At 45.9% G+C, this 25,675-nt stretch carries 23 protein-coding genes; 7 read left to right on the top strand and 16 right to left on the bottom strand.

What is annotated here, in order from left to right; translation table 11 throughout:
- Position 1 precedes the first annotated feature (1 nt).
- From JGK07_RS12090 to JGK07_RS12070, 5 genes are all read right to left on the bottom strand, one after another.
- On the bottom strand, positions 2-2,212 hold the full coding sequence (locus tag JGK07_RS12090; RefSeq protein WP_293242693.1) for a caspase family protein: 2,211 nt from the start codon (positions 2,210-2,212) through the stop codon (positions 2-4).
- Between the two features lie 526 nt (positions 2,213-2,738).
- On the bottom strand, positions 2,739-3,920 hold the full coding sequence (gene sat, locus JGK07_RS12085; RefSeq protein WP_293183433.1) for a sulfate adenylyltransferase: 1,182 nt from the start codon (positions 3,918-3,920) through the stop codon (positions 2,739-2,741).
- Between the two features lie 519 nt (positions 3,921-4,439).
- Positions 4,440-5,522 (bottom strand): DUF6745 domain-containing protein, encoded by a 1,083-nt coding sequence (locus JGK07_RS12080; protein ID WP_293189892.1) that lies wholly within the window; start codon positions 5,520-5,522, stop codon positions 4,440-4,442.
- Between the two features lie 242 nt (positions 5,523-5,764).
- On the bottom strand, positions 5,765-6,310 hold the full coding sequence (locus JGK07_RS12075; protein WP_293178481.1) for a hypothetical protein: 546 nt from the start codon (positions 6,308-6,310) through the stop codon (positions 5,765-5,767).
- Positions 6,311-7,060: 750 nt separating this feature from the next.
- On the bottom strand, positions 7,061-8,533 hold the full coding sequence (locus tag JGK07_RS12070) for a site-2 protease family protein (RefSeq protein WP_293189890.1): 1,473 nt from the start codon (positions 8,531-8,533) through the stop codon (positions 7,061-7,063).
- 30 nt (positions 8,534-8,563) lie between these two features.
- Here JGK07_RS12070 and JGK07_RS12065 point away from each other — a divergent pair, with 30 nt between their 5' ends.
- The 3 genes from JGK07_RS12065 (at position 8,564) to JGK07_RS12055 (ending at position 10,663) form a co-directional block, all read left to right on the top strand.
- Positions 8,564-9,283, top strand: a complete 720-nt coding sequence (locus tag JGK07_RS12065) for an MBL fold metallo-hydrolase (RefSeq protein WP_293178475.1) — start codon at positions 8,564-8,566, stop codon at positions 9,281-9,283.
- 178 nt (positions 9,284-9,461) lie between these two features.
- Complete coding sequence (locus JGK07_RS12060) at positions 9,462-10,022, top strand: sugar O-acetyltransferase (protein WP_293178472.1); 561 nt, start codon at positions 9,462-9,464, stop codon at positions 10,020-10,022.
- 176 nt (positions 10,023-10,198) lie between these two features.
- Positions 10,199-10,663 (top strand): hypothetical protein, encoded by a 465-nt coding sequence (locus JGK07_RS12055; protein ID WP_293178469.1) that lies wholly within the window; start codon positions 10,199-10,201, stop codon positions 10,661-10,663.
- A gap of 238 nt (positions 10,664-10,901) precedes the next feature.
- On the opposite strand, the gene JGK07_RS12050 is transcribed toward JGK07_RS12055, so the two are convergent.
- Positions 10,902-11,066 carry a hypothetical protein gene (locus JGK07_RS12050; RefSeq protein WP_293178467.1) on the bottom strand — a complete coding sequence of 55 codons (165 nt, stop codon included), beginning with the start codon at positions 11,064-11,066 and terminating at the stop codon, positions 10,902-10,904.
- A gap of 289 nt (positions 11,067-11,355) precedes the next feature.
- Between JGK07_RS12050 and JGK07_RS12045 the strand changes: the two genes are divergently transcribed.
- Positions 11,356-13,734 carry a cache domain-containing protein gene (locus tag JGK07_RS12045; protein WP_293189887.1) on the top strand — a complete coding sequence of 793 codons (2,379 nt, stop codon included), beginning with the start codon at positions 11,356-11,358 and terminating at the stop codon, positions 13,732-13,734.
- Positions 13,735-13,896: 162 nt separating this feature from the next.
- Here JGK07_RS12045 and JGK07_RS12040 read toward each other — a convergent pair whose 3' ends face one another.
- From JGK07_RS12040 to JGK07_RS12030, 3 genes are all read right to left on the bottom strand, one after another.
- Positions 13,897-14,175, bottom strand: a complete 279-nt coding sequence (locus tag JGK07_RS12040; protein ID WP_293189885.1) for a hypothetical protein — start codon at positions 14,173-14,175, stop codon at positions 13,897-13,899.
- A gap of 8 nt (positions 14,176-14,183) precedes the next feature.
- Positions 14,184-15,764 carry an SDR family NAD(P)-dependent oxidoreductase gene (locus JGK07_RS12035; protein ID WP_293242690.1) on the bottom strand — a complete coding sequence of 527 codons (1,581 nt, stop codon included), beginning with the start codon at positions 15,762-15,764 and terminating at the stop codon, positions 14,184-14,186.
- 328 nt (positions 15,765-16,092) lie between these two features.
- Positions 16,093-16,692, bottom strand: a complete 600-nt coding sequence (locus tag JGK07_RS12030) for a cytochrome b/b6 domain-containing protein (protein WP_293196486.1) — start codon at positions 16,690-16,692, stop codon at positions 16,093-16,095.
- 616 nt (positions 16,693-17,308) lie between these two features.
- Here JGK07_RS12030 and JGK07_RS12025 point away from each other — a divergent pair.
- Positions 17,309-17,863, top strand: coding sequence for a glutathione S-transferase family protein (locus JGK07_RS12025; protein ID WP_293178452.1), 555 nt, complete (start codon positions 17,309-17,311; stop codon positions 17,861-17,863).
- 159 nt (positions 17,864-18,022) lie between these two features.
- On the opposite strand, the gene JGK07_RS12020 is transcribed toward JGK07_RS12025, so the two are convergent.
- The 3 genes from JGK07_RS12020 to JGK07_RS12010 form a co-directional block, all read right to left on the bottom strand.
- Entirely contained in the window at positions 18,023-18,160 is a 138-nt protein-coding gene (locus JGK07_RS12020) for a photosystem II reaction center protein K (protein ID WP_293149949.1), read from the bottom strand.
- A gap of 60 nt (positions 18,161-18,220) precedes the next feature.
- The gene (tgt, locus tag JGK07_RS12015) at positions 18,221-19,351 is read right to left on the bottom strand and encodes a tRNA guanosine(34) transglycosylase Tgt (RefSeq protein ID WP_293178449.1); all 1,131 of its coding nucleotides are present in this window, start codon (positions 19,349-19,351) and stop codon (positions 18,221-18,223) included.
- Between the two features lie 233 nt (positions 19,352-19,584).
- Positions 19,585-20,031 carry a hypothetical protein gene (locus JGK07_RS12010; protein WP_293178446.1) on the bottom strand — a complete coding sequence of 149 codons (447 nt, stop codon included), beginning with the start codon at positions 20,029-20,031 and terminating at the stop codon, positions 19,585-19,587.
- A gap of 548 nt (positions 20,032-20,579) precedes the next feature.
- Here JGK07_RS12010 and cobS point away from each other — a divergent pair.
- Complete coding sequence (cobS, locus tag JGK07_RS12005) at positions 20,580-21,374, top strand: adenosylcobinamide-GDP ribazoletransferase (protein ID WP_293178443.1); 795 nt, start codon at positions 20,580-20,582, stop codon at positions 21,372-21,374.
- Here cobS and JGK07_RS12000 read toward each other — a convergent pair.
- The 4 genes from JGK07_RS12000 to JGK07_RS11985 all read right to left on the bottom strand — a co-directional run bounded on the left by JGK07_RS12000 (position 21,371) and on the right by JGK07_RS11985 (position 25,040).
- Positions 21,371-21,997, bottom strand: coding sequence for a hypothetical protein (locus tag JGK07_RS12000; RefSeq protein WP_293178440.1), 627 nt, complete (start codon positions 21,995-21,997; stop codon positions 21,371-21,373). The two genes, cobS and JGK07_RS12000, sit on opposite strands and share 4 nt — an antisense overlap.
- Before the next feature lie 196 nt (positions 21,998-22,193).
- Positions 22,194-24,254: a hypothetical protein gene (locus JGK07_RS11995; protein WP_293226486.1), complete on the bottom strand. Its 2,061-nt coding sequence runs from the start codon at positions 24,252-24,254 to the stop codon at positions 22,194-22,196.
- Between the two features lie 136 nt (positions 24,255-24,390).
- The gene (locus JGK07_RS11990; protein WP_293226488.1) at positions 24,391-24,783 is read right to left on the bottom strand and encodes a type II toxin-antitoxin system VapC family toxin; all 393 of its coding nucleotides are present in this window, start codon (positions 24,781-24,783) and stop codon (positions 24,391-24,393) included.
- The gene (locus tag JGK07_RS11985) at positions 24,783-25,040 is read right to left on the bottom strand and encodes a hypothetical protein (RefSeq protein WP_293226491.1); all 258 of its coding nucleotides are present in this window, start codon (positions 25,038-25,040) and stop codon (positions 24,783-24,785) included. Before JGK07_RS11985 ends, JGK07_RS11990 begins: the two co-directional genes overlap by 1 nt.
- Before the next feature lie 90 nt (positions 25,041-25,130).
- Here JGK07_RS11985 and JGK07_RS11980 point away from each other — a divergent pair, with 90 nt between their 5' ends.
- Positions 25,131-25,430: a hypothetical protein gene (locus tag JGK07_RS11980; protein WP_293189879.1), complete on the top strand. Its 300-nt coding sequence runs from the start codon at positions 25,131-25,133 to the stop codon at positions 25,428-25,430.
- The last annotated feature ends 245 nt before the right edge of the window (positions 25,431-25,675 follow it).

Here is a 25,675-nt window from a genome sequence, read left to right as displayed (position 1 = left end):
ATTAAACTACCCGATAAACAAAACTTAAAGTCGCCCAAACATTCACATCCAAAGCCAAATCATCCGTCGATATCCCCAGTTTCTGCACGCCCGGAATACTAGCCACGTGCAAATCTTCCAACACAGCCCGCGCCACATTTAAAGGATTCAACAACATCACCGGCAAAGTATCCCTTGTTTGCTGCATTTCCGCTGCTATTGCAGCCAAAGTGCGATCGAACGAATTCTCACTAACTATAATCAAGGTTTCCGCCAAACCCACAGCCCCAGACACCGCCAAGCCCAAAGCCCCAGCCGCTGGCACGCTCAAATTATCCCCAGGGGCGATCGCCATTGACATCGCACCAGCATCACTTTCAGCCTGATAATTCATCGCCAACAACCGTCCAGCGGTATCCGAGGAAAACACCGCAGCATAAACCGGGCGATCGCTCTCGTTATATAATCTATATTGAATTCGGCTGCCGATCGGCAAACTTAGTATACCCAAGTTACTCGATTTCTCGCTTGGAGCGCTCAGGGGTTCCAACCGGTAATCACCACTCGCCCGCACCGACTCCCGCTGCACCATCACCCGGGCTTGCGGCGCTAGAGTTGCCAAAACCGCCCGCACCTTCAGCCGCGAAGATGTCTCATTGACAGTCAGCCGCAGCAACTTCCCCGCCTGTAAAGCTTTCAACTGCGGAATCAACCGCTGCACCGCCACCTTAACGGCTTCTCCCCCGTCGCCCTGAGTGTCGGGAATCAGCATTTGGCTGACAGAAAACAAACCGTAGCGGCCTTGATACAAAGCAGGCTCGTAAGCCGCAGGAGTCTGAGCGACAATGGTTTCAGAGACTCTCCCGAACCGAAAGTCAGCCGGTTGCTCGCTCCCTACGGCTGAAACTTGCGGTACAGTCGCGAAAGCACTGGTAGCATCCACCCGCTCGATTCGTTCCAAACCAGAGTCTAAAGCTACTGTCAAACCGATGTTTCGCGGCAATACCCGAATTTCTTCCCTCACCAAATCGCCGGCTGTTAATTGCCCTTTTGTACGATCGAGCTTATCTAAAATTTGAGCTTTTGCAGACAAACCGGTGCGCGATCGCAGCAACAGTCGTGAAGTATAGTTGCTATTCTCTAGGGAATCGCTGTCGATCGATTTAACCGACGAATCCACAGCAAACACCGAGCCCTCGCAGCACTCCAAAACCCCAGCCGACAACCCGCCCAGCCACAACTGCACAGTTTTGCCGCCATCTTCCACCGCCGTCACAGCCCCGTCAGCAGCAGCGGAATTTAACATTAAACTTGTGGCAAAATTCAGCGCCGGTGCGGTTGTTAAATTGTCAGGGCGAATTTGCGGTTGCTGCGATAATCCCGCTATTTGCTCGACTGCGCCCGCCGCCCGACTAAAACTGACGCTGAAACTGCTAGCCGGAGTCGCTAACCACAGACTTTGGGTGAGGGCGTAGGTAAACAAACCCGCAGTAAATCCGTTCCATTCTTGTTCCCCGGCGATTTGGGAATTGGCGGCCGCACTCAGCAGGGCGATCGCAGAACCATTGTTTTTGCCTGACTGGAGACCTTCGGCAAACGTTAATTCTGCGAGGCTTGGCTGCCCGATGGTGGGGCGCGGACGGGAACGGATGCGAAAGTTGCCGTTTTTGAGGAAACCCGGGTAGGTGTGACTGGTGTCGAGGATGGCGATCGCATTTTCTGTGGCGAGCGATCGTACCAACTGCAACACCGTTTCCTCTAAAATATCGTTGACCGATCGATTTTCTAACAGCGGTACCACGTCATCAGCAGGTACTAAACTGTTTTGCATTTTTGCCGGAGAGTCTCCAACACTAACTCGACTACCGCAGCCGCTAAAGTGAAAAACCACCACATCACCCGGTTTTGCTTGTTCCCTCAAATGAGTTACAAAAGCCGTCTCGATATTGTCCCTGGTAGCGCCAGCATCAGTCAAAGTCAGAATATCCGACGGCGCAAACCCAAACCGATATACCAGCAATTCCCGCTGCAATTCCACATCCGTCACACAGCCGTGTAGGGGCGAATCTGGATATTGGTCAACCCCCACCAACAAAGCCAATTTACGCGCTGTTGGCTGGGCTAAAGCTTCCAAGTAGCGCGATCCCAACCGCAACCATCCAGCCTCGCTGATTCCGATGGCGGCCAGCACCCGGCCAGCTTGCTGCAAAAATTCCCGCCGCTTGAGTCCCATTTTTAAAGAGTTTTGAATTTTATGTTTTGAATTTCAAGTTAAATACCCCTCTCTAATTTTAGGGGCTTTCATTAGATTGTGACTTATACCAATTCTGAAAACTTATACAACATTAGTAGGATGCGTCGCAAATCTCAAAACCCTGGAATCCAGTAGATGCTGACTGTTAATTCTTAAGATATAGCGGTTCTCAAAAAAGTGAGGTATGCCCTAATGCCCGGTTTTGCGGGTTTTGCCGGCGCAGGCCTATTCCCTATTCCCAGTCGTACCTCATATGAGATCTCGAAAGGCTATAACTTCGGGAGCATCTCATTTTTGTAAAAAGCATTTTTTTCTTATAGTGCTGTCCCCGCTCGCGTATTATTACGATACGCGAGCGGGGACAGCACTATTAAATGCAAAACTGAGATGATCCCATAACTTCTAAGTTTTAACTTTTGAGTTTCAAGCTTAAATTTTACAATTTAAAACTCAAAACCCCCAACTCAAAACTATTCAGAATGCCACCAATACCAAAGTTCAAGACTTAAATCTCGTAACTAAAAATATTCATAGCCTTCGCCAATTCGGCGGCGACTTCGGGTCGAGAAAACTGCGGTGGTGGCAATTTTCCAGCGCGCAGCATCTCGCGCACTTTGGTTCCCGACAAATGCACCCGCTGTTCCGGAGTGCTGGGACTTGTTTTAGTTGTACCCATTTGTTCCGTCACCTTGCAATAGAAAGCGTGCTCGAATTTCATCGGCACAATTCCCAATTCAGAAGGCTCGAACTCGTCAAAAATGTGTTGGGCGTCGAAGGTGCCGTAATAATCGCCAACTCCAGCGTGATCGCGCCCGACAATAAAGTGAGTGCAGCCGTAGTTTTTGCGAATTAAAGCGTGAAAAATTGCTTCTCTGGGGCCGGCGTAGCGCATAGCCGCCGGATTAATTGCCAAGATTACGCGATCTTTTGGATAGTATTTATCTAGCAGGATTTCGTAGCAGCGCATCCGCACGTCAGCAGGGATATCATCATCTTTAGTTGTCCCGACTAACGGGTGCAAAAATAATCCGTCTACTGTTTCTAAGGCGCATTTTTGGATGTATTCGTGGGCCCGGTGGATGGGGTTTCGGGTTTGGAAACCGACTATGGTTTTCCATCCTTTTTCTTTGAACAGTATTCTCGATTTCGCCGGGTCAATTTGATATTGCGGAAACCGCGCATCTAGTTCGCGTTCCAGCAGCCAAACTTCGCCTGCGAGGTTCACTGACCCGGATTGGTCTACTACTTGAACGCCCGGGTGTTTGAGATCGTCGGTACGGTAGACGTTGAGGGCTTCTTCTTCTTTGCTGTAGCGGTATTTTTCTGCAAGTTCCAAGATACCGGCAAATTCACCAGCCGGGGAGTCGAGGCGGACTAAGGCGCCTTCGGTGAGGGTGTCGGCGACTGCTTCGCTGACTGAAAGGGTGATGGGAATCGACCAGGGGAGGCCGTTGGAGAGGCGCATTTCTTTGACTACCGATCGATAATCAGCTTCTACCATGAACCCTTTGAGAGGACTGAAGGCGCCGATCGCGATCATTTGCAAGTCAGAGATCGATCGATCCGAAAGCTGGACTCGCGGCAGGGACTCTGCTTTGTCGAAAAATTCCTGTCTTTGGTCTAGTGTAGCAATGCGGTTGACCAGGATGCCGCCGTGAGGGGCAATGCGGTCTGAATGCTGGCTCATGTCTATTTGAAGTTGGTGGTTTTAGCTGCCAGAATACATAGTACCAAGCCCAGGCAGTAAATCTACATTATTTTTTAATTTTTCTGAAGTTTTGCAGAATGCTGATGAAGGCGGGGCTGCGATTCTTTAAGGAATGAGAATTAAATAACTTACAATTTTAATTAAATTTTGGGACGGGCTAGAAGCCCATCCCACAAGAAAAAAGATTTTTGTGGGATGGGCTTCTAGCCCGTCCTAACTATTTTTGCAAGAGGTCTATTATTGTGGGATGGGCGTCCCGCCCGTCCCGAAAAGACGGGCGGGACGCCCATCCCACAAATATGTATAAGTTATTAACTTTTCGTTCCTAAACTCCAAACTCGCACTCCAAACACTCAACTTTTTTGTCCGATCGCGTGCGATCGATTACCATCATAAAAAAAGGTTTGTAGTAAGGTTTGTAGTGCGGACTTCAGTCCGCAAAATACCGCGGACTTCAGTCCGCACTACGAACGGCTGGTTAATCGATCGCACACAATATCACGTTTGCACTTGAAATTTTTCGGGTGCTATTCCCCAATTTACCCAGCTAATTGCTTCTTTAGCCGTTAGCACTTTTGGCGGCACTCGCAAAGCGTGAATGTGTCCCGTACTCGGACAAGTCATCTTCAACAAAAATATTGGCTCTATGTCAACATCATTCTCAATTTTCAACAAAGTATATTCTTGCCAAGTATCCAATTCTATTGCTTGCAATTCTTGACAAATTTTCGGATAGCCGATCGCCCCAATCAACACTCGCCGCACTTCCGCATTCTTTTCTCTTAGCAGCCATGAAGCCTCCCAAGACTCCGGCGCAACTTGACCGATGCTTTCGGGTAACAGCACGCCACGATAAGAGTATACTCTGAAGTTGTCAGCAAATTCGATGGCGGGCTGACATAAAGCGTGGAGCAAATATTCGCTGTCAAAATTAATTCTTCGCGGGCGATCGCACACAAAGCACTTTTTCTCAAACGGGTAAATCCAGCCGCAGTTTTCGACTAAGGCTTTAAAGGCTGAGTACAAAGAGCGATCGCACTCCAATCCTAACACCTCAATACAAAAATCTACCCAACTTCCGTGACAGGCCGAAAGTTCGGATAAGATCCAGTTATTATTATAGGTTATATTGACAAAAAATTGGTGAAATCTGCTGCCCAACTTCTTTGCTAATTTGGCATAAACTTCGTCTTTAACGTGAATTTGGAATTGACTTATCAGTTGAGCATATAGCGGGTTATAGAGTTGGCTGTAAATCTGATTTTCCAGTTTCCGGTCGAGTTGACTTCTTAATGTATCGTACAATTCATTATGAATTTTGTCTCGAATTTCGCTACCAGTTTCCAGACCCGAATCGCGTATCCTTAGCCGTTCAAGAGCTTCCAAAGCTATGTAAGGGCTGTCACAGAAAATAATTTCCGGTTCGCCCAAGCCGATGATGTTGTAGGCGGTGTTGATGGCGGCTGTCGCGATCGGGCGATCGAGTGGTGCGATCGACAGTCCAATTTGCCGCCACTTTTCGCGATAAATGGGAGTTAGCGCTGTTTGTTCGGGAGTTAGTGCGATCGTTGGTACTTTCATCTTGTTTTATTTTCGATTGAATAATTAATTTAGTGCGATCGTTAGGACTTGATTCCTCAAAAATAGAGAAGGACTGAAGTCCTCACTACAAACCTATTTTAGGATAGTAATTATAGCGGTTCTCAAAAAAGTGAGGTATGCCTGCGATGCCTATGCCCTATGCCCTATGCCCTATGCCCCATGCCCCATGCCCCATGCCCCATGCCCTATGCGTACCTCATGTTAGTGAGAAAGGCTATAGATTATTTGTATAAATTAACAATTTTTTGCAAAACCCCTAAAATTAGAGGAAGATTATCGAGATAATAAACATCATCATCAATAATTAAATTATTTCCTTTTAATTTAAGAAACCGCCAGACAACCCCCGAAGTTACACAGCCAAATACGGCAGGGATTGAGTTTTTTTGGCGTTCGTTAAATAGCTGAGCCGCCACCATTTGTGCAGCACACTGCGGCAGACAAGATTCTATTTCTCCGCCTTTTGTTTCTCTAAGTGCAAAAAATGGAACTTTAATTTCAAAATTCAACGGTGTCCCAGACAGTAGAAAGTCGCATTCTCCATGCAATCCCTGAGAAACATCTACATCAAATGCCCAACCGGAAAAAACAGAAAATTGTCTGTGATTTTTTTCTCTAAATTCTAACAAAATAGGAGAAATAATCCGTTCCGAACGTTCTTTTGCTGTTGTTACAGCAGTGTTAGAACTAATTTCGAGAGCTCTCCAAAGCCATTGGGATGGTTCTAAAGGAATAATTTTGGCACTCAAAATTGGACTGAGTGACATCTCCAATCCAAACCGCTCTTTTAATTGTTGGAAAGTGAAGGTTCTGTAGGACATATTTATCAGATAACTCGTTCAACAGTTGACAGTTGACAGTTGACAGTTTGAGAGCGACCTCTAACTAGAAGGAAGAGGATTGGAGTAATGAATATTATGATTTTAATTTCTCTCTCAAAGGGAGAGGTTTTCAACCAATTCTTTATGGTGAAAATAAACATCACTTTGAGATAGAAATCGAGTTGAAAAATGATAAACTAGCTTAAATAGTAAGGGAGCATCTCATTTTTATAAAGAGCATTTTTTTATGTGAGTGATGTCCCCCATCGCACGGGTTAGACAAAGCCCGGGCGATCGGGGACAGCACTATAAAGACAAAACTGAGAGGCTCTCAATAGCAATCCTTAAGGAATTTGTGAACGTCTCTCTTTTTTCTATCTCGCGACGATAAGTAAATCCTAATTTTTTCTTCCTTCTTTTTATCCTGAGCGACTTGTCAGCCAGCGTAGCCGAAGCGAGCCTTCTTCTCTCTGGCATCTTTCCAGGAAGTATCGAGCGCGCAAAGCATTTGTAGTGCTTTTCTCAGCTCGCAAGTCATTGACAGTTGACAGTTGACAGTTGACCGACTGAATGCCTAATGACTAATGCCCTAATGCCCAATCCCTCCGCTTCGCTTCGCCCAATCCCTCCGCTTCGCTTCGCCCAATGCCCAATGATTAATGACAAAAAAGAGATGCTCCCTCTTCTCTCTTCCTTCTAAACATTTAACCACTGAAGGAGTATCTTGGGCGCTGGCAACAAAATAATTAACAAAAGCCCGATCGCCAGCAACCCCAAAAAATCTCGCCTATCGTCCAATTCGCTGACATCATTCAACGCAGGTTCGTCGTTGAGAGGCGTCAAAAACAAAATAATTGCCCACAACAGCAAACCTTGTTCCAAAAAAGAAAGCAGCAGCATACAAATTCTGGCAAATTGCCCGATCGCCATACTAGCCCGCTGGCCAAACATCGCGTGTACAATATGCCCGCCGTCGAGTTGTCCCACAGGCATCAAATTAAATGCAGTCACGATCAAACCCAAATAGCCCGCCACCGCTACCGGATGCAAATTAATCGCAGTTTCCGCATTGAAAGCGCCGCCCAAGGTTAACTTGCTCAACAAAGTCATCAGCAGCGAAAATTTCGGACTAAAAGAGTCAAAATTTAACATTCCCGACTTGTCAGACAGCGGTACAATTGTCGAATGATCCAAACCCCAAATCAACAACGGCACTGTCGCGACCAAACCCGCCAGCGGGCCGGCAATACTGACATCAAATAAAGCTCGGCGGTTGGGAATTGGACTCCGCATTTGAATGAATGCACCAAAAGTTCCCAAGAAAAAAGGAACCGGAATAAAATAAGGCAAAGTCGTGCGAATTTTGTAGAATCTGGCAGCTAAATAGTGACCGGATTCGTGAATTCCCAAAATTGTAATGAGAGCCAAGGAATAAGGCAAACCCTGAAGCAACACATACGGGTTGGACTGCAAAATTTTTTCAGTGACTCCGGCAATTTGCGAGCCGACAATTGTAGTCGTAAACACCGTAATCAGCACCAAAGCTAATGCAAAAAATGGCCTGGTTACAGATTCAGTTTTGACCGAAGTTTCCCCGGATTGGTGGCTGGGATTGGGAACTATCGCAAAAAAAGGTTGACCACTCAAGCTATTTTGAAAGATGACTAAAAAGCGATCGCCAAAATGCTTCTGGACATTCTCCCGAATCGCCTGATAAGCCGCCTCCGGGTTCGTACGCAACTGTCCCCGACAAATGACAGCCTGCGCGCGAAATTCTAAATCTTGCAAAAAGTAAATTGACCAAGGAAAACAATCGCGCAAGCTCGCTTCTTCCTCGGAATCGATCGGGCGCAGGGGCGGTTTGGGCTCTGTCGGTTCACTTCCAGAGCCTGCTATCTGCTCAGCCGTGGAGGCGGTAATTTGCTTGCGCCCCAACTGTACCAAAAACCAGTACAAAAAAGGGCAAACCAGAAAAGGTATAATTACCAACTCGGGCGGTACTTTTTTGCTCGCGCCGTTAACTAAAAGCCAACCGCTCCAAATCAGCGCCGGCGCCATCATTACCAGCCACAGCAGCCATACCGGAGTTCGCGTGATGCGGCTGGTGCTGCTCTGCAACAAGTAGTAAGAGATCAACCCCAATACAAGCAACCATAGTAAAAAAAACATAATATTTATTCCATGCCTCTGAATATATCCTTGAAACAACAGACTTCAGTCTCCAAACAGCCCAGGCTCGTGCTGGAAAATATTTTTGCTTTCCCACCTAACCGGGATACGCTGGGTGCGACAGCTTATTTCATTGTAGAAAACGAATCGAACATCCTGGTAGATTGTCCCGCTTGGGATGAGATTAACCTAGCCTTTTTGCGGGAAAACGGCGGCGTGCGGCTGCTGTTTCTCACCCACCGCGGCGCGATCGCCAAGGCGCGGGAGATTCAGGAAGCCACGGGCTGCGATATCCTGATTCAAGAGCAGGAAGCTTATTTGCTCCCAGGATTGCAACTGACGGTTTTTGAGCGAGAATTTGCTGTGAGCGATCGCATAAAAGCATTGTGGACTCCCGGCCACTCTCCTGGTTCATCTTGCCTTTATGATACTGGCAGCGGTGGAGTGTTGTTTACCGGCAGACACTTGCTCCCCAATCGAGAAGGCGCTCCGGTACCGCAGAGAACGCCAAAAACTTTTCACTGGCCGAGGCAAATTAACAGCGTGCAGTCAATTATCGATCGATTTTCGCCTTCGACTCTTCAATATATCTGCCCCGCTGCGAATACTGGTTTTTTGCGGGGAAAAGGATCGATCGATCGAGCTTTTGAGCAATTAACTAATCTGGATTTAACAGTTTGTTTGCAGAATCAAGAACACCGGGCGGTTGAAACCGCGTCTATACAAGCAAAACCCGCCTCCGCGGGTTGAAGGAGACGGCGGTTTCAACCGCCGTCTTATCAATCGCGTATTGGGTTGAAATTACCTTATTTTCTTCAGTCCACGGAGGTGGACATTGTTTCTGTAGACGCGGTTTCAACCGCCGTTTTATGTTATTCCGCCGATTATTACCGCCGATTATTAGGGCCGATTATTACCGCCGATTCTTATGGAAAAAACCGAAAAACAAAAAATGCTCGCCGGCGAATTGTATCTAGCTGCGGATGAACAATTAATTGCCGATCGCCAGCGAGCCCGCCGCCTCGCCAGAATCTACAATTCTACCCGCGAAGACGAACCTGAGAAACGGTTAGAAATCCTTGGCGAATTGTTCGGTGCAATCGGCCCCAAAATTGAAATCGAGCCGCCTTTTTACTGCGACTTCGGCAGCAATATTTATGCGGGAAACGGATTGTACATGAATTTTGGCTGCGTGATTCTCGACTGCAATCGAGTTAACATCGGCGAAAATTTGCTGTGCGGCCCCAACGTGCAAATTTACACTGCTTTTCATCCCACCGATCCGGAAATCCGACTTTCTGGCCGAGATCTCGCCTCTGAAATTAATATTGGTAATAATGTTTGGATTGGCGGCGGAAGTATTATTTGCCCGGGAGTCACTATTGGCGACAATAGCACGATCGGCGCAGGCAGTGTTGTTGTCAAAGATATTCCCGCCAACGTCGTGGCGGCGGGGAATCCTTGCCGAATCATCCGGCAGTTGCCTTGATGTGGTAGGATCGACTAACTGGCGCGATCGGCTTTTTGGAGCTTTAAACAAAAATTTTAGAGACTAGAACCGCCAGTTTGAGATTTTTCAGGTAAAATCCCCCGAAAAAATCTCCGGCAAAAATCTCAAATCGCTTAATTTCTCCCTCCCGGTTTCTCCACTACCAACCTTTTCTTATGACGACTGCAACAGTTTATCCCAGCGCACCCGAACTCGGCACCGACGACTACATAGTAGTGGGTTTAGCCACCTGCTTCATCAAAGAAGAAGGCGAAGTTCATCAAGTAAAAGTAATCGAACCTATCCCCTCAGCAGCTTTGCAAGCAATTGTCAAGGGAATTCCCACATCTTATGAAATGGCTTGGGGGACGACTTTAGGCTCGATACTCGACGGCGAATCACCCAAAAGGCTGCCGGAATTCCCCGCCGAAGCTCAGTTTAGCGAAGAATTTGGCTTTCGGGCGATCGCCGCAGCCCGCACTTACAAAATCCGCCCCGAGGCTCAAGTTCACATTCCCTTAGGAACAGTTCGCAACGACTTTACCTATTCCTTAGAACGCAAAAGAGTGCTGAACACCGAGCGCGTCATTCGCACTGAAGACAATGTGAAACAGCACGAACACACTCACAAGGTTCTATAAATAAATCGCCAAACAGCAGCTATTTAGCACCGCAAAAAGTTTTGAGATTTGAATTAAAGATTTAACAACAAATTTTTCGTTCAACAATAACTCAAAACTTTTAATATTTTATGATTGCGGCAACGCCATACATATCAATGTAGGGTGCAGTCCGCACCTTATCTAATTGCACAAAAGCAATATATTTCAACATTACCAAACCAGTCAATCCACCTAATTAAACATAAAATATGAGTGGCTAACAAAGCTGGCTGTGTATTCCCTCTCTCTTCTTCCTTCTTGTTCCCTCTTCCTTTTTTTGACGCTCGCGAATCCGAATGGCATCTGCCTTCTTGCCTCTCTCTTCTTCCTTCTGACTGATGAAAACTGTCAACTGTCCCAGATTTACTCTTTTTTTCAACATCGGGTGCTTGTGGGCTATCTTGCCCAATTGACATAAATTATTAATAGCAGTTAACAAAACTATGAAAAATTTGAATAATTAAATTGTTGAATAAATATTGTAGTTTCTCAAAAATATGGTAGAATCTGATTCCAGTCAGACAAGGTGAGCGGGCCGGCGGGAAAAAATTCAAAAATCCCCGCAATTATTGCTAGTAGTTTCAGACTGCTGACAGGCGGGCAAGTTCATCGCTGGTGAGCTGAGAATTTCAATCTCACAAATTGGTCAAACCATGGGAAGCTTTGCGAAAGTGAAGTGGTGGAAATTAACTCAACTATTGCCAGCGAGATTTAAGGGCGAATACGATCTGCGCTACAAAATCGCGTTGTTAATTTTGGGCGTAACAATTATGGCAGCTAGCATCGCTGGTTGTATCAGCTATCAAAGGGTTCGCCGCTTGATTGTCAACAATTTAGAGCGAAATGTTTTGTTAGAAGTTAAGGAGCGCGGTAATAAGATCGATCGCTGGATCGGCACGAGAAAGACTGAGCTCGAAACCCTTGCTAACACTCCTCCGGTGCGATCGATGAATTGGTCTGTGGCAGGGCCTTATTTAAAATCCGAAGTAAATCGACTGCAAGACTTCAAGCATTTCGCATTAATCGAACCAGATGGTTCTTATTATACCACAAAAGTTGGCAGAGCTTTGATTAACGTTAGCGATCGCCAACACTTCAAAAAGGCAATGGCTGGGCAAGTATATGTTTCAGATCCTACCATTTCTCGCACGCTCAAAAAACAAAGTATTGTTCCCATTTCGGCTCCGGTGTGGTCAAATTCTCAGGAGAATCAACCAAAAAAGGCGATCGGAGTAATGAACGGTGTCATTACTATCGACAGAATTGGGGAAGTAGCGGGAAAGCTGGAATATGAGGCAGGAAGTTACGCTTTTGTACTCAATTCTCAAGGAGTGCCGATTGTCCATCCCGACACTCGGTTAATGGGAAATATTGACAAAGCTGCTCCCAGTCTTTTAGAGTCCGCAGATCCTAATTTGGCGAATGTAGTCCGGGAGATGGTTTATCAAAAAACGGGCATTGTACTGACTCAAATCAACGACGCCAGAGTTTATGTTGCCTATCTTCCTTTAGAACAAGCTGAATGGTCGATCGCCCTAGTAATTCCCAGCGACAATCTCGAAAAAGAACTGTTCGCCTTAAATAGATTAGCAGCAGCAGCCACCGGACTGTTCGCCGCAGCTATTTTCGCGGTAATTGTGGCACTGAAACTGTTTTCCCAAAAGTGCATCCGCACTCGCGCAGAAGCCCTTCTCCACCGATTGACAGGCCGCATTCGCGCTTCCTTGGAGCTCGATCGCATCCTGCAAACTACAGTAGACGAACTCGGTACTTTGCTAAAGCTCGATCGGGCAATTTTCGGCTGGTACGACCCGCGACAAGATACTGTAGAATTTTGCTGGGAATATTGCCGGGAAGGTTTACCGGGGCGCTTGGGAATCTTCGGCGCCCAAACAGGGCCCTCTGGAGATTTAGCTGCACGGCTGCATCGGTGCGAAACGATACTTCTCAAGAAAACCTCCGCCCCCGATGCCACAGACTCTCAGGAAGCAGTGCATCTCGAACTCACAGACAGCCACTACGCAGCAGTACCCGTACTGACTCAGACTAATCGGCTGGGATATCTGTTCGCTTGTGCGAATCGGCGGTTTGCGACTCCCGACGAAGTGGAAGTTTTGGAGGCAATTGCAGACTCACTGGCGATCGCAATTTCCCAATCCCAACTCCACGGGCAAATTCAAGAAGAACTCAAACTTTTAGAAGAAGTATTAGCACAACTCAGAAGAACCGAAGAGCATTTAGTACAAAGCGAAAAAATGACAATTGTCGGTCAACTCGCCACCGGAATTGCCCAGGAAATTAACAACCCAATTAACTTTATTTACGGCCGTCTGATTCACGTCAACGATTATCTCAATAATTTGCTGAAGATACTTCGCCTCTACCGCGAACAATATCCCACACCTGTGCCGCGAATTGCCCAAGAAATAGAGAGCTTCGACCTAGATTTTATCAGCGAAGACTTGCCACAAATTCTCAACTCTCTGAAAATAGGAACCGATCGCATACGCCAGAGCATCCTGGCTTTGCGGAACATTTCACTTCCAGATGAACCCAACAAAGAACGCGCCAACCTTCACGAAAGCATCGACAATATTCTACTGTTGCTCGCTCACCGACTGGAGAAAAAAATATTAGTAATCAAGGAGTACAGCAACCTACCACCAATTTTGTGTTATCCCGGTCAACTGAGCCAAGTATTCGCTAATATCCTCAGCAAGGCGATTGATGCTGTTAACAGGATTGACAAATTCGATCAAACTATTACAATTAAAACAGATATTGTCGAGCATTCAACAGGCAGATTTATTGCAGTATCGATCGCCCACAACGGTTCCCGAATTCCGCCGGAAATTCAACAGAGAGTATTTGACCCATTTTACCATACTAAATCATTAAAAAATTTTACAGGATTGGGGCTGTCGGTTTGCTATAAAATTATTGTAGAGTTGCATGGCGGGCGCATGACAGTTCAATCTCCAGTTCAATCTCAAATTCAATCTCCAACTGAAGGCGGTGCTGAGTTTATAATAGAATTGCCGATATTTTGAGCGGGTATTCCGCAGCCTAGGAAACCCGCCACAAATCTTGTCGCTCACCACAAAAAGCTTCATATCGGTTAGTAGTGAGGACTTTAGTCCGCATTCATGAAGGACTGAAGTCCTCACTACAAACCTAATTCTAAATTCTTCACCAAACTTGATATGATAGGATTAGGGGAATAATAAAGGAGCAGCCACAGCAAACAACCAACCTCCCATCACCAAAACTTCTACAACAATTAATACGATATTTCTGTTCATTTTTTCATTAAGAGCGATCGGACTATTATTCTTGTTACCATTTTTTACGGATTGGTTATTGAAAAAAGTCTTCTTCACATTTCTAGTCAGAGCAACTTCTGCTTCAGCTTCTGCACTAATTGGCTGACATTCTTCACTTTCACCACAAAGAAGAAAGAAATAAGAAATAAATAAAATTTTAATCCCCAATCCCCAACTTACCTAGAATTCAGAGTGACAGGTTCCTGATAATTAGAAGTGTAACCTGGTAAAACTTTTATACTCGGTTGGGCGACCCGCAATGTTAAAGAAAGACGAACTTTGCCACTTCTATTATAAATCGAACGATGTACAAGTTGATCGGTAAATAAAATAAACTCACCGGGTTTTAAAACTACCGGAATCGCCTTCTCTTCAACTTCATTGGGAACTCGAAAAAAATGATTCCCACTAAAGAAATCGGTAATTTTGACTTGACATTTTTTGAGGTCACTTTTCGAGATATATTCAAACCCGTTTGTCTCCGTTACTTCTGTTAAACCAATATAAATATTAATTGTTTTTCCCTCCCCAGTCAGTAAATTAGGATAAATATCTCGATGCCAAAAAGGAATTAATTGACGCGAGGGATAATTGACCCATAATTCTGACCGCCATAATTGTAAATTGTCTCCTAAATAAGCTGTCAGTATTTTCAATAAATTATCATCTTGACACAGGTGCAACACCGCAGCCGAATCTAAATGTCTTTCCATATAGAATTGGCCTTTGTAACATTGAACCAGCAGTAACATAATTGAACCAAATTGGCACCTCAAAAGGGCTTTTAATGCCTGAGTCAATAAAACTTTAACGGGCGGTTTTGGTAAAACTTCCTTAAAGATACGATCGCAAATAGTCGCGAGTTCATCCTGATTTAACTTGAGATCGTAAGGTCCCCATATCCCATCAGTAGCATCATAATTATTTCTTTCTTTCTGGACGGATTGAGTGCAGCCAGTCCATAATAAACTTTTTTCCCATAACTGTTGGCATAAATCATTATTTTGTGCTAATACAGGTAATGTTATTTCTTGTCCTGTTCGACCTAAAAATTTACCTGCGATCAACTCAAATTCTGGAGAATTTGCACATAAGAGACTGCTATAAGCTCCCTGTTCGGGACTAATTCCTAAACCGAGATATTTGCTCAAACGATGACCGATGGTAATATTAGATTGGACAAAACCTGGATGAACTGCGTTAACTGTGACATTGGTTAATTTTTGGGCAAGTTGTCTGGTTAAGAGCAACAGGCAAAGTTTTGACTGGTTATATGATTCGATAAAATTTAAGGGTGTTTTTTTGACAAATAAATCCCAGTTAATTTGAGTTGGTTTTAATGCTAAATCTGAGGAGACGAAAATCACGCGACTTGAGGGAAAATCTGGTATTTTAGATAATAATAAATAAGTCAGAAGAAAATGACCTAAATAATTTGTTCCCCAAATCAACTCAAATCCTTCTTGAGTCATGCCTCTGGCATCGAATATTCCGGCATTATTGACGAGGATATGTAAGGGCAAATTTCGGTCTTGAAATAGCTTGACACAGTGACGCACTGACTCTAAGGAGGCGAGATTTAAGGGTAAATATTCTATATTGGGATTTCCAGTGGTTTCACGGATGTAGGCGATCGCGCTTTTAGCTTTTTCTTGGGAACGACAAGCAATAAAGACATGATGTCCTAATTTAGCTAAACCTAAAGATGTCATTAAACCCACACCGGAATTACCACCTGTAACGAGACAAACTTGCATAAATTAATTGATTTTTGAGGTTGTTGGGAGTTATTATAGCCTTTGTCAGAAAGATGAGGTACGTTGTTGGGCTTCAGCCCTTCTTAGTTTAGTGGTTTTATAAGCTGTCAGTCATACCTCATTTTTTTGAGAAAGGCTATAGCCTTTCTCAGAAATATAAAGTATAGCTGACTATAAATGGAGTTTTTGATTCGGCATTGCTTACTAGATAATAAATATAAGAGGGCTTAAGCCCAACAACATACCTCATTACCTTTACGATCACTTGTTAAATAGTTTGGTCTGTGGTGATTTTACCAGAAATAATGCACAATCAATGGGTTCTCGATTAAGAGCGATCGACAAAAGAGCGAATTTTCCGCCACCAAACAGCCGGTGAATCCTCCGGGCGGTATTTGCGATCGAACATCGACAAAATTAGGGGCCAACCTCCCACCTTCGCACTCATCAACAAGTGTATTAGCAGACAAAACACCAATACCACCCAACCAGAGAGGTGCAAATAATACCAAACCTGTGTCAAATCCCCAGCCGGCAGCCATTCTTCCTTAACCATACTGCCAGATGCGATCGCAAAAGTGAGCGCTAACAACATCAAAGTATTCACAATCCGGTGCAAACTGTACCACCAAATCGGTGTTCCCAACTGCGCCAGTTTGGCAAAAGAATCTTGCTGCACCAACCGTCTTTGACCTGCATGGAAACTATACAATGCAAAAGCTGGCATCACTCCTAAAATTAACAGCTTGCCAAAAGTGCCGTGAATCCCGATAATGTCTGCAATCCGAGGCACGGGGACTTTCCCGAAGCGCCCGTCATAGGTGTTGTACACTATAAATGCGCTCAAAATTGATAAAAGGGCGATCGCAGCGTTAGCCCCGTGCAGTAATCTCAGCAGCAATGGTTGGTAAGGTCGAGATTGTGGCATTCTGAATTTTGTGACTTGATAAATAGTCTGCCATATAATACAGCTAATCCCGGCATTTTTCAACAGTCAATTGTGAAACAAATGTGACGTAAAAATGAATGAATTATGAAATATTGCTATTTTACTAAAGTTTAGTGTAAACTAAAACAGTCGATTAGAATATTGTAATTATAACATCTCATAGTTAACAAAAATGGATGGCAGAATCTTGTTTTTACACTTAACAGAAGTGCCATTAGTTATGGGTCAGTAATCGGTAATCGGTAGCGCTGTCCCCGGCTCGCGAACGTTATTAGTCATTAGTCAGTAATCGGTAGCGCTGTCCCCGGCTCGCGAACGTTATTAGTCATTAGTCGTTTTCCCCACCGTAACATCGGGAGCATCTCAGTTTTGCAAGAAGCATTTTTTATGGTAGGTAGTGCGAGCTTAAGAGCTCGCACTGTAAATGCAAAACTGAGATGATCCCGTAACATCAGCATTCTCAGAAGGTTCTAATTTCAAATGGCTAATTCCCAATCAACAACTATCAACTGACAACTATCAACTATCAACTATCAACTGTCAACTGACCAAAAATGCTATAACAACAATATTGCATTACAAGGATAAAAATTCCGTGCTAAAACTTTACGGCCAAGGTCGCAGTAGGGCCTCAATTGTCAAGTGGTATCTCGAAGAAATAGCGGTTCCTTACGAATTCGTCTTGCTGGATATGCAAGCAGCGGAACACTTGCAGCCTGAGTTTCTGGAAATTAACCCGATCGGCAAAGTACCAGCTATTGTGGACGGAGATTTTAAACTTTGGGAGTCCGGGGCAATTTTGCTGTATTTAGCTCAAAAATATGGTAAGATGCCGGACACTGTGGAAAAACAAGCCGAAATCGTGCAGTGGGTCATCTTTGCTAACGCCACTCTCGGCCCGGGAATATTTGTCGAAGCCAGCCGCGATCGCGAAACCCCGAAATTGTTACAACCATTAAATAGCATTTTCGAGAAACAGCAGTTTTTAATGGGCGATGAATTCGGTGTCGCTGACGCAGCAGTCGGATCGATGTTGATTTACATTCCGATGATGCTACAAGTCGATCTCAGTCCTTACCCGGCTGTTTTAGATTACATGAAGCGCATCTCAGAAAGACCGGCATTTAAAATTGCGATGGGCCAGGGCTAAACATAGCATATCAAAATTATTCAGATCTCTGGGCTCTTTCTCTGCGTTCTCTGCGGTTAAATAATTCCAAAATAACCGTAAACGAGATCGGCTCAAAAACTCAACAGCTAAAAGCAGGGGCAATTGGTAAATTGCCCCTGCTTTTTAATGAAATGAAACTTATCTGAACCCGACAGCCGCTTGCCAGACAAAAGCCAGCAGCAAGAAAAACACGGGAATCACTGGCAAAACATTAATCAAAGGATCAAAGATCGCATAAGCTTCGGGGAGTTTAGCCAACAGTAATGCAGCTTCCATGAATCAACCTACCTATCCAACACAATTTTAATAATTGTCGCATATCTTCACCAAAGCCAATCAAGATCGATCGACAGTTGGTGCCAGCCAGTGGGCAAACTCTTCAGTAAATCGATCGGCCAAAATCGCCTCCCGCATCCTCCCAGTAAAGCGAATCAACTCTGTCACGTTGTGCAGCGCCAGCAAAGTATAGCTGAGTGCTTCCTTAGCCCGCGCCAAATGTGCCAAATAAGCGCGACTGAATTTTTGGCAGGTATAGCAAGGACAAGACTCATCCAGCGGAGCAAAATCCTCCCGAAACCGAGCATTTTTCAAATTCCAGCGTTCCCCACGCACAAAAGCCGTGCCGTGACGGCCCAGCCGAGTCGGAATCACGCAGTCAAACATATCTACGCCACTCGCCACAGCCAAGGCCATTTCGCGATAGGTGCCAATCCCCATCAAATAACGGGGTTTATTTGCCGGTAACAGGGGCGCAGTAACTCTCACAATATCTGCGATCAAATCCCCCGATTCGCCGACGCTAACTCCGCCGATCGCATAACCGGGCAAATCCAAGTCTACCAACTGGTTCGCTGCGCGCGATCGCAAATCTGGGAAAACGCCCCCCTGGACGATACCGAACAAAGCTTGCTCCGGGCGTGAGTGAGCTTGCATACAGCGTTGCAGCCAGCGGTAAGTGCGATCTGTGGCCGCCTCCACCTCGTCCCGTGTAGCGGGGTAAGGCGGACACTCATCGAAGGCCATAATCACGTCAGCGCCCAACTCGTTCTGAATCTCGATCGACTTTTCCGGCGTTAAATTAATGATGCGGCCGTCGCGGGGAGCTCGAAAAGTCACCCCATTCTCAGAAATAGTCCGCATTTGGCTCAAGCTAAACACCTGAAAGCCACCCGAATCCGTCAGAATCGGGCCAGGCCAAGCCATGAATTTGTGCAATCCGCCCGCGCCGGCGACAATCGCTTCCCCGGGCTGCAAGTGCAAATGATAAGTATTTGCCAAAACCATTTGAGAACCTGCGTCCTCAAGATGTGCCGGTGTCAAGGTTTTGACATTAGCCAGCGTCCCCACCGGCATAAATTTAGGCGTTTCCACAATACCGTGGGGAGTCGCAAAAACCCCTGCACGTGCTTGGGTATGGCTGCAATTAGCCTGACATTTAAAAGAAAATTTTGCCTTGTCTTCAGTCATTAGTCACCGTCGATCGTTAACCGCTACTGGGCAGTCCGTGTTATGTAATCTATTGTTGTTGACATCGCGACAAAAAAAACCATGACCCCGCCCAAAAACAGAGACAAGTTTCCGACAATCGTCGTGGAGAGCAAAAAATTTTAGACCTTAACTCTACCTCCCAGATTCAAAGCTGCGAGGAAATCTAAAATCTAAAATCTAAAATCTAAAATCTAAAATCGACTGACTGACGATTAAAACGGAGAATCATCCTCATCCAATTGCAGATCCCAATTTCCTGAGAGTACCTGATCGACCACCGCATCCAACGCCGCAGCATTTAAATTGCGGGCGACTTGTTCTTGCAAGGGATTGGAGAGAGGAATTAACCGCAACTGCCGTCCATCTTGCATCAGGTCAAAATAAGAACCTTCTTCTGGGGAGTGTTTCAGTTCCAGGTAATCAAAACTATATACGTTCAAATAAAGCGCGTGGTTGGCAATCAGGGTAGAACGATCGGGGTTGGCGAAGACTTCGAGCACATAACCTTCCCCTTCGCTGTAAATCTTGCCATCTTGGATGTGAAGGTAGCGGACACGTCCTAAATCAAACAGCAATCTTTTGATATCGCGCTTGTTGACGACAATGCCTGTATCGATGATGCAAGGAGCAACTACCCTGTTATTTAATTGGTCACTCATGGAGCAAAAGCCTCTGTTGTAATATGTTCCCGACTTGGAAATCAGGGAGTTAGCTAGAATTCTGGATACGGGAAACGCGGATCTTAAGTTTAGCCATTTTAGATTGGGATCTTCGGGATCGCTGCCGGCAGAGGTTTTCCGGGGAAAAGAGCTCGGGCAGGAGGAATGCCCGATCCAAAGGACTAGGCTGTTACAATTCCAATTCTGGCACAGGCTAATGGATTAGCAACCGCATACAACATGAAAAATTTTCTACCTTATCAAAAAATTGGGTTAAAAACCCCGTCCTTATAGGACGGCTTTTTGCCATTGTTAAGTAAAATAACAAATCCATCTTCACAAATGAAGATGGTAGAATAAACAGATCAGACAAGATTTAAAAACCTACCCCCTCCCGGTGGGAAAGTCTACGCCTAAAACATTTTTGAGGACATATGATTACGCACTTAAGCGTGCAAACGTAGTCAGCCTGGGAACCCTAGCAATAGGGATATTTTGACAGAAATGTCTTAAGAATCCCCGTACCTTGATAGTCGGGGAGTGTCAAGATGGATGATAAATTGGTTCGCTCTACGATCGACTTTTTCCGGAATCAAGGTGCCGCCATCGCAGCGGCCGTCGCTTTTTATACTTGCTTGCCGGTACCGATGTCTTGGACTTTGGAGTTTCGGGGCATTGCTCGCTTGGCACCGGCGATCGGGCTTTTGATTGGTGGGATGCTGGGACTCGCGGATTTTGGGTTGCAGTTGTTGGGTATGCCTGCTCTGACTCGATCGGCCTTGGTGGTAGTTTTAGGCATCGCGGTGACTGGCGGGCTGCACCTAGACGGGGCGATGGACGCGGCGGACGGGCTGGCAGTCCCCGACCCGGTTCGCAGGCTGGAAGTGATGCGGGACAGCGTTACAGGGGCTTTTGGAGCGATGGCTGCGATCGCGATCGTCCTGCTCAAAACTGCCGCGCTCTCGGACTTGAGTAACTATCGGTGGTTGGCTTTGATGGGTGTGGCGGGTTGGGGGAGGTGGGCCCAACTGGTGGCGATCGCCCGCTATCCGTATCTCCGCCCGGAGGGGAAGGGAGCTTTTCATAAAGAATCGATTTATTCACCTTTTGATTTTATCCCAGGAGTGCTGTTGCTGCTGAGTTTGAGCGTGTTGCAAGTTGTCTTGGAGGGCGATCGCTGGCTGTTGGCGGTGGGGATGGCTTTGGGGGGAAGTGCGATCGGAATTTTTGCCGGAGCCTGGTTTAACCACCGTTTGGGCGGCCACACGGGCGATACTTACGGTGCTGTTGTTGAGTGGACTGAGGCTTTGTTGTTATGTCTGTTGGCGGCATTGCAAGGTTAAATTGTTTCTGAGTTAACAGCACCATTCTGGATCATCCAAACGAAAAAGCTGAGGATTTGCTCGACTGGGGGCAGAGGATAGACGGATAAGTCGATCGTCACAATTTGGTTTTCGAGTTTGATAAATTGCCATTGAATGCCATTACTCACGCTCCCATAGATGATGGGGATGTTTTTTTCTTTGGCTTGATTAAAGCGTTGAGCGGCAACCATTTCGGCAATACATTGACCCAATCCGCTTTTGAGGTCGGTCTTTTTAGCTTCGACAATTACAACGGCGGGGGCTTCAATTTCTAGCACTTCGGACGATCGCGCCAGCAGAAAATCAAACACTCCATTCAGTCCGACAGCTTCGTCGATCGTGAAATCTTCGCCGGAGAAAAGGCTAATTTGGCGATCGAGAATCCGCCTCACTTCCAGCAGCACCGGATAGATAATCCCTTCCGATCGCGCTTTTTCACTTCCCGATGTAGCGACGATGGGGAGGCTATCTTGGAGGGTGCCGCTGAGGATGTCTGAGGGTGCGATCGGGCTTAGCGGAGGTATAAAGCGAGTTCCTTCTTGGACTGTCAGACCGAAAGCTTGTTTCGCTTTGGCGATCGTAGTAAATTGACTGTATGGCATGATTTTTTCTACTTCACCATTATAGGTTTTGTTTCGCTATTAATTACTGTAAATGATATTAATGGGGGTTACAATTCTCCTCGAACGGCACGGTGTTGCAAGGGAAATAAGTCATCGAGTTGAGTGACGGATTATTGGTCTGGTTGTCCAGTTTTGTCGAGTACATTGCGAATCGAAACTCTACCCAACAAAAACTTTACCGCACACCCCACACTACAATTTCCCGAGCGCTGCTCACAAGAGTTTGCCCATCCGAGCTGATGGCAACGGATTTAACCTCGTGTGAATGTCCTTCGAGAGTTCTAATCAATTCCCCGGTGTGCAGGCTCCAAACTTTAATAGTGTTGTCATCACTTCCACTCACAATAGTTTGCCCATCAGGGCTGATGGCGACGGAATTAACTGATCGTGAATGTCCTGCAAAAGTTCTGTTCAATACCCCGGTGTGCAGATTCCAGACTTTAATTGTTTTGTCGTAACCCCCACCCCCGCTGACAAGGGTTTGCCCATCCGGGCTAATGGCTATGGAACTAATTAAATCTGAATGTCCTGCAAAAGTTCCGATCGATTCCCCGGTTTCCATATTCCAAACTTCGAGGGTGTTCTGGCAATCTCCACTAACGAAAGTTTGCCCGTCCGGGCTGATGGCAACGCAATTAACCCCGTGTGAATTTCCTACAAGGGTTTTGCTCAATTCCCCTGTGTGTAGATTCCATACTTTGATGGTGTCCCAACCGCCACTCACCAGAGTTAGCCCATTCGGAGTGATGGCAATAGAATTAACCTGGTGTGAATGTCCTTCAAGAGTTCTGATCAATTCCCCAGTATCCAGATTCCAGATTTTGATGGTTTTGTAACTCCCACTCGCAATAGTTAGCCCATCCGGGCTGATGGCTGCGGAATTAACTGCATCTGAATGTCCTTCAAGAGTTCTGATCGATTCCCCTGTGTCCAGATTCCAGACTTTGATTGTTTTGTCCCTACTCGCACTCACAAGAGTTCCCCCATCTGGGCTGATGGCAACAGAATTAACTACGTCTGAATGTTCTCCAAAGGTTCTGATCAATTCCCTGGCTTGCAGATTCCATACTTTGATGGTTTGGTCGTAACCCCCACTCACAAGAGTTTGCCCATCTGTGCCGATCGTTACGGAATAAATTGAGCTTGAATGTCCTTCGAGAGTTCCGATCAATTCCCCGGTGTGCAGCTTCCAGATTTTGATAGTTTTGTCCCAACTCGCACTCACAAGAGTTTGCCCGTCCGGGCTGATGACGGCGCAATTAACGCTCATTGAATGTCCTGAAAGGGTTCTGGTTAATTCTCCCCTATGCAGATTCCAGACTTTGATAGTACGGTCTCCACTCCCACTCACAAGAGTTTGCCCATCCGGGCTGATGGCAACGGAATAAACTGAGTTTGAAGGTTCTGCAAACGTTCTGATTAATTTCCCGGTGTGCAGATTCCAGACTTTGATTGTTTTGTCCCTACTCGCACTCACCAAAGTTTGTCCATTCGGGCTGATGGCGACGGATGTAACCTCGTCTGAATGTCCTTCGAGAGTTCTGATCGATTCCCCTGTGTGCAGATTCCAGACTGTAATATTGTCCCCACTCCCACTCACAAGAGTTTGCCCATCTGTGCTGATGGCTACGGAATAATTTAAATCTCCTGCAAAAGTTCTGATTAATTCCCCAGTGTCCAGGTTCCAGACTTTAATATTGTCCCAACCCCCACTTACAAGAGTTTGCCCATCCGAGCTGATGGCAACGGAATAAACCGCGTGTGAATGTCCTTCAAGAGTTCTGATCGATTCCCCTGTGTCCAGATTCCAGACTTTAATTGTTGTGTCGTCACTTGCACTAACAATCGTTCGTCCATCAGGGCTGATAGCGACGGAATTAACCGAACTTGAATGCCAATCAAAATTACTTTTATACAAGCGCTCAAAAAGTCGCCAGGGATTGTACTCTTGTAAAATCTGTTTAACTCTCGGCTCTGTCCTTTCCCGCAATAGCCGATATGCAGCTCTTTGTACCTGGTCTGATTCATCCTGCAAAACCCGAATCACCAAATCTAAACCAGCTTCTCCATACTTGGGCGCATCTAAAACGGCAGCAATTCGTTGCTCGACAACTGCACTCGCCAAGCGCATCTTTACACCTTCGATGCCTCCCAAAACAGCGGCGTTAGTTGGCATTGGAGCCTCACTGCCAAGGACAGCATCGTATTCTCTAGCTTCATTAGGATTTTGTGTCATAGCACTTTTACCAGTTGACTATACAAAATTTGATTAAACTTAACTACTGTTTTTGAAGCTTTTAGCGCTCTTTCAACGATAACTTTTAACCAATTTAACAAATCACGGTATGCCGACCTTTTGACAGGCATCATCGTTATTCTAAAAGCTGGACTCGATCGGGAAACTTTGCCGCTAGTTTGCGATCGAACGTAATCACTTGAACTTCCTCCCGAATTGCCACCGCGACAAATAACGCATCATAAAACGAATGATTGGCCCCGACTGCTAGCTCCAAAGCAATCTCTCGAACCTGAGCGCTAGGGACAATCTTATCGATTAATGCCTCTGCATCGTCTAGCACCTCTAGCCCTGTTTCAATTGGCAACTGCCGAAACTGAATCCATTGCCATACCACATTACCCAACTCGGCAAATAGCGAATCGGGCACAATAATCTGCTCTGCTGTCTCTAAGGCTGCGATCGCCTGCTCGTGATGATTCTCCACCCGCAACAGCGCATAAGCGAACACCATTGTATCAATTACCATCAGGGTCGTCCTTGCTCTTTCCAGTCTTGCAGTTGGCTAGCCGTTTGCACCGGCAGAATGTCCCAACGCCGACGGATGCGATCGATCACCGCGCCCCGCTGCACATAACGGCTTTGTAGCAGATCGCGAATTTCCTGCTCCATCGAAACTCCCTTTTGTTCCGCAAGCCGTTTGATGCGATCGACCAATTGATCTGGCACATTGCGAATCGTAATTGTTGCCATATTGCCTCTAGTATCGAAAGGAATATTCATCATTATGCTAGCAAAGTGCTGTCATTGCCTTCCTGTTTCTTGGCAATTGCTGCGTTAAATTAGATAAAGCTAACCTCAATTTGTGTAAAAGCTATGGAATACTTGATTGCTGCGATCGTCCTCGGAATGCTAATTTGGGCTGGGATCGAGATTGTCCAAACAGTCCGCAACTGGGAACCGAATCAATCTGAGTTTAACAGGAAGATGCAAGCCGAAATGGGTCAGTACGAAGCTAATGGTTTTGTAGCTGACGGCGCGATCGACTCTGGGGCGAAAACAGTCGGACACGCACTCCACGCCAGCCACTGCGCCGCCGAAGCCGCGGGTTGTGAAACTGCTCCAAGTGCGATCGCCCATGCTGCTGAAAGCTTATCGCACCTGCTGCACCATTAAGCAGGGCGATCGGGTAAAAAACATCATAGTCTCTTGGCAGCTTTGGAAGGTTGATTAACAGTTAAAATGAAGTCCACTCCTAGCTGACTAAAGAATAAATGTGAAAATTCCCACTCAACTGCGACAATTTTCATCCCATTTGCTGTTAATTAGGGCTTGCTGAAAAATCAATCACATATTGCGTGGCATAGGTTTAGATGGCGCGAGGGAGAAAAAAGTGCAAGATAAACAGGTAATATAGATCA

The sequence above is a fragment of the Microcoleus sp. PH2017_24_DOB_U_A genome, assembly GCF_020738205.1.
GTDB lineage: Bacteria > Cyanobacteriota > Cyanobacteriia > Cyanobacteriales > Microcoleaceae > Microcoleus.
Note: the sequence above shows the minus strand (reverse complement) of the source record. Positions and strands in the feature narration are given on the sequence as shown.

Bases quoted from the DNA above. Each gene is read 5' to 3' on its own strand.
- JGK07_RS12090 (WP_293242693.1), bottom strand. From the start codon at position 2,212: ATGGGACTCAAGCGGCGGGAATTTTTGCAGCAAGCTGGCCGGGTGCTG.
- sat (WP_293183433.1), bottom strand. From the start codon at position 3,920: ATGAGCCAGCATTCAGACCGCATTGCCCCTCACGGCGGCATCCTGGTC.
- JGK07_RS12080 (WP_293189892.1), bottom strand. From the start codon at position 5,522: ATGAAAGTACCAACGATCGCACTAACTCCCGAACAAACAGCGCTAACT.
- JGK07_RS12075 (WP_293178481.1), bottom strand. From the start codon at position 6,310: ATGTCACTCAGTCCAATTTTGAGTGCCAAAATTATTCCTTTAGAACCA.
- JGK07_RS12070 (WP_293189890.1), bottom strand. From the start codon at position 8,533: ATGTTTTTTTTACTATGGTTGCTTGTATTGGGGTTGATCTCTTACTAC.
- JGK07_RS12060 (WP_293178472.1), top strand. From the start codon at position 9,462: ATGGAAAAAACCGAAAAACAAAAAATGCTCGCCGGCGAATTGTATCTA.
- JGK07_RS12055 (WP_293178469.1), top strand. From the start codon at position 10,199: ATGACGACTGCAACAGTTTATCCCAGCGCACCCGAACTCGGCACCGAC.
- JGK07_RS12050 (WP_293178467.1), bottom strand. From the start codon at position 11,066: ATGTTGAAAAAAAGAGTAAATCTGGGACAGTTGACAGTTTTCATCAGT.
- JGK07_RS12035 (WP_293242690.1), bottom strand. From the start codon at position 15,764: ATGCAAGTTTGTCTCGTTACAGGTGGTAATTCCGGTGTGGGTTTAATG.
- JGK07_RS12030 (WP_293196486.1), bottom strand. From the start codon at position 16,692: ATGCCACAATCTCGACCTTACCAACCATTGCTGCTGAGATTACTGCAC.
- JGK07_RS12020 (WP_293149949.1), bottom strand. From the start codon at position 18,160: ATGGAAGCTGCATTACTGTTGGCTAAACTCCCCGAAGCTTATGCGATC.
- tgt (WP_293178449.1), bottom strand. From the start codon at position 19,351: ATGACTGAAGACAAGGCAAAATTTTCTTTTAAATGTCAGGCTAATTGC.
- JGK07_RS12010 (WP_293178446.1), bottom strand. From the start codon at position 20,031: ATGAGTGACCAATTAAATAACAGGGTAGTTGCTCCTTGCATCATCGAT.
- cobS (WP_293178443.1), top strand. From the start codon at position 20,580: ATGGATGATAAATTGGTTCGCTCTACGATCGACTTTTTCCGGAATCAA.
- JGK07_RS12000 (WP_293178440.1), bottom strand. From the start codon at position 21,997: ATGCCATACAGTCAATTTACTACGATCGCCAAAGCGAAACAAGCTTTC.
- JGK07_RS11995 (WP_293226486.1), bottom strand. From the start codon at position 24,254: ATGACACAAAATCCTAATGAAGCTAGAGAATACGATGCTGTCCTTGGC.
- JGK07_RS11990 (WP_293226488.1), bottom strand. From the start codon at position 24,783: ATGGTAATTGATACAATGGTGTTCGCTTATGCGCTGTTGCGGGTGGAG.
- JGK07_RS11985 (WP_293226491.1), bottom strand. From the start codon at position 25,040: ATGATGAATATTCCTTTCGATACTAGAGGCAATATGGCAACAATTACG.
- JGK07_RS11980 (WP_293189879.1), top strand. From the start codon at position 25,131: ATGGAATACTTGATTGCTGCGATCGTCCTCGGAATGCTAATTTGGGCT.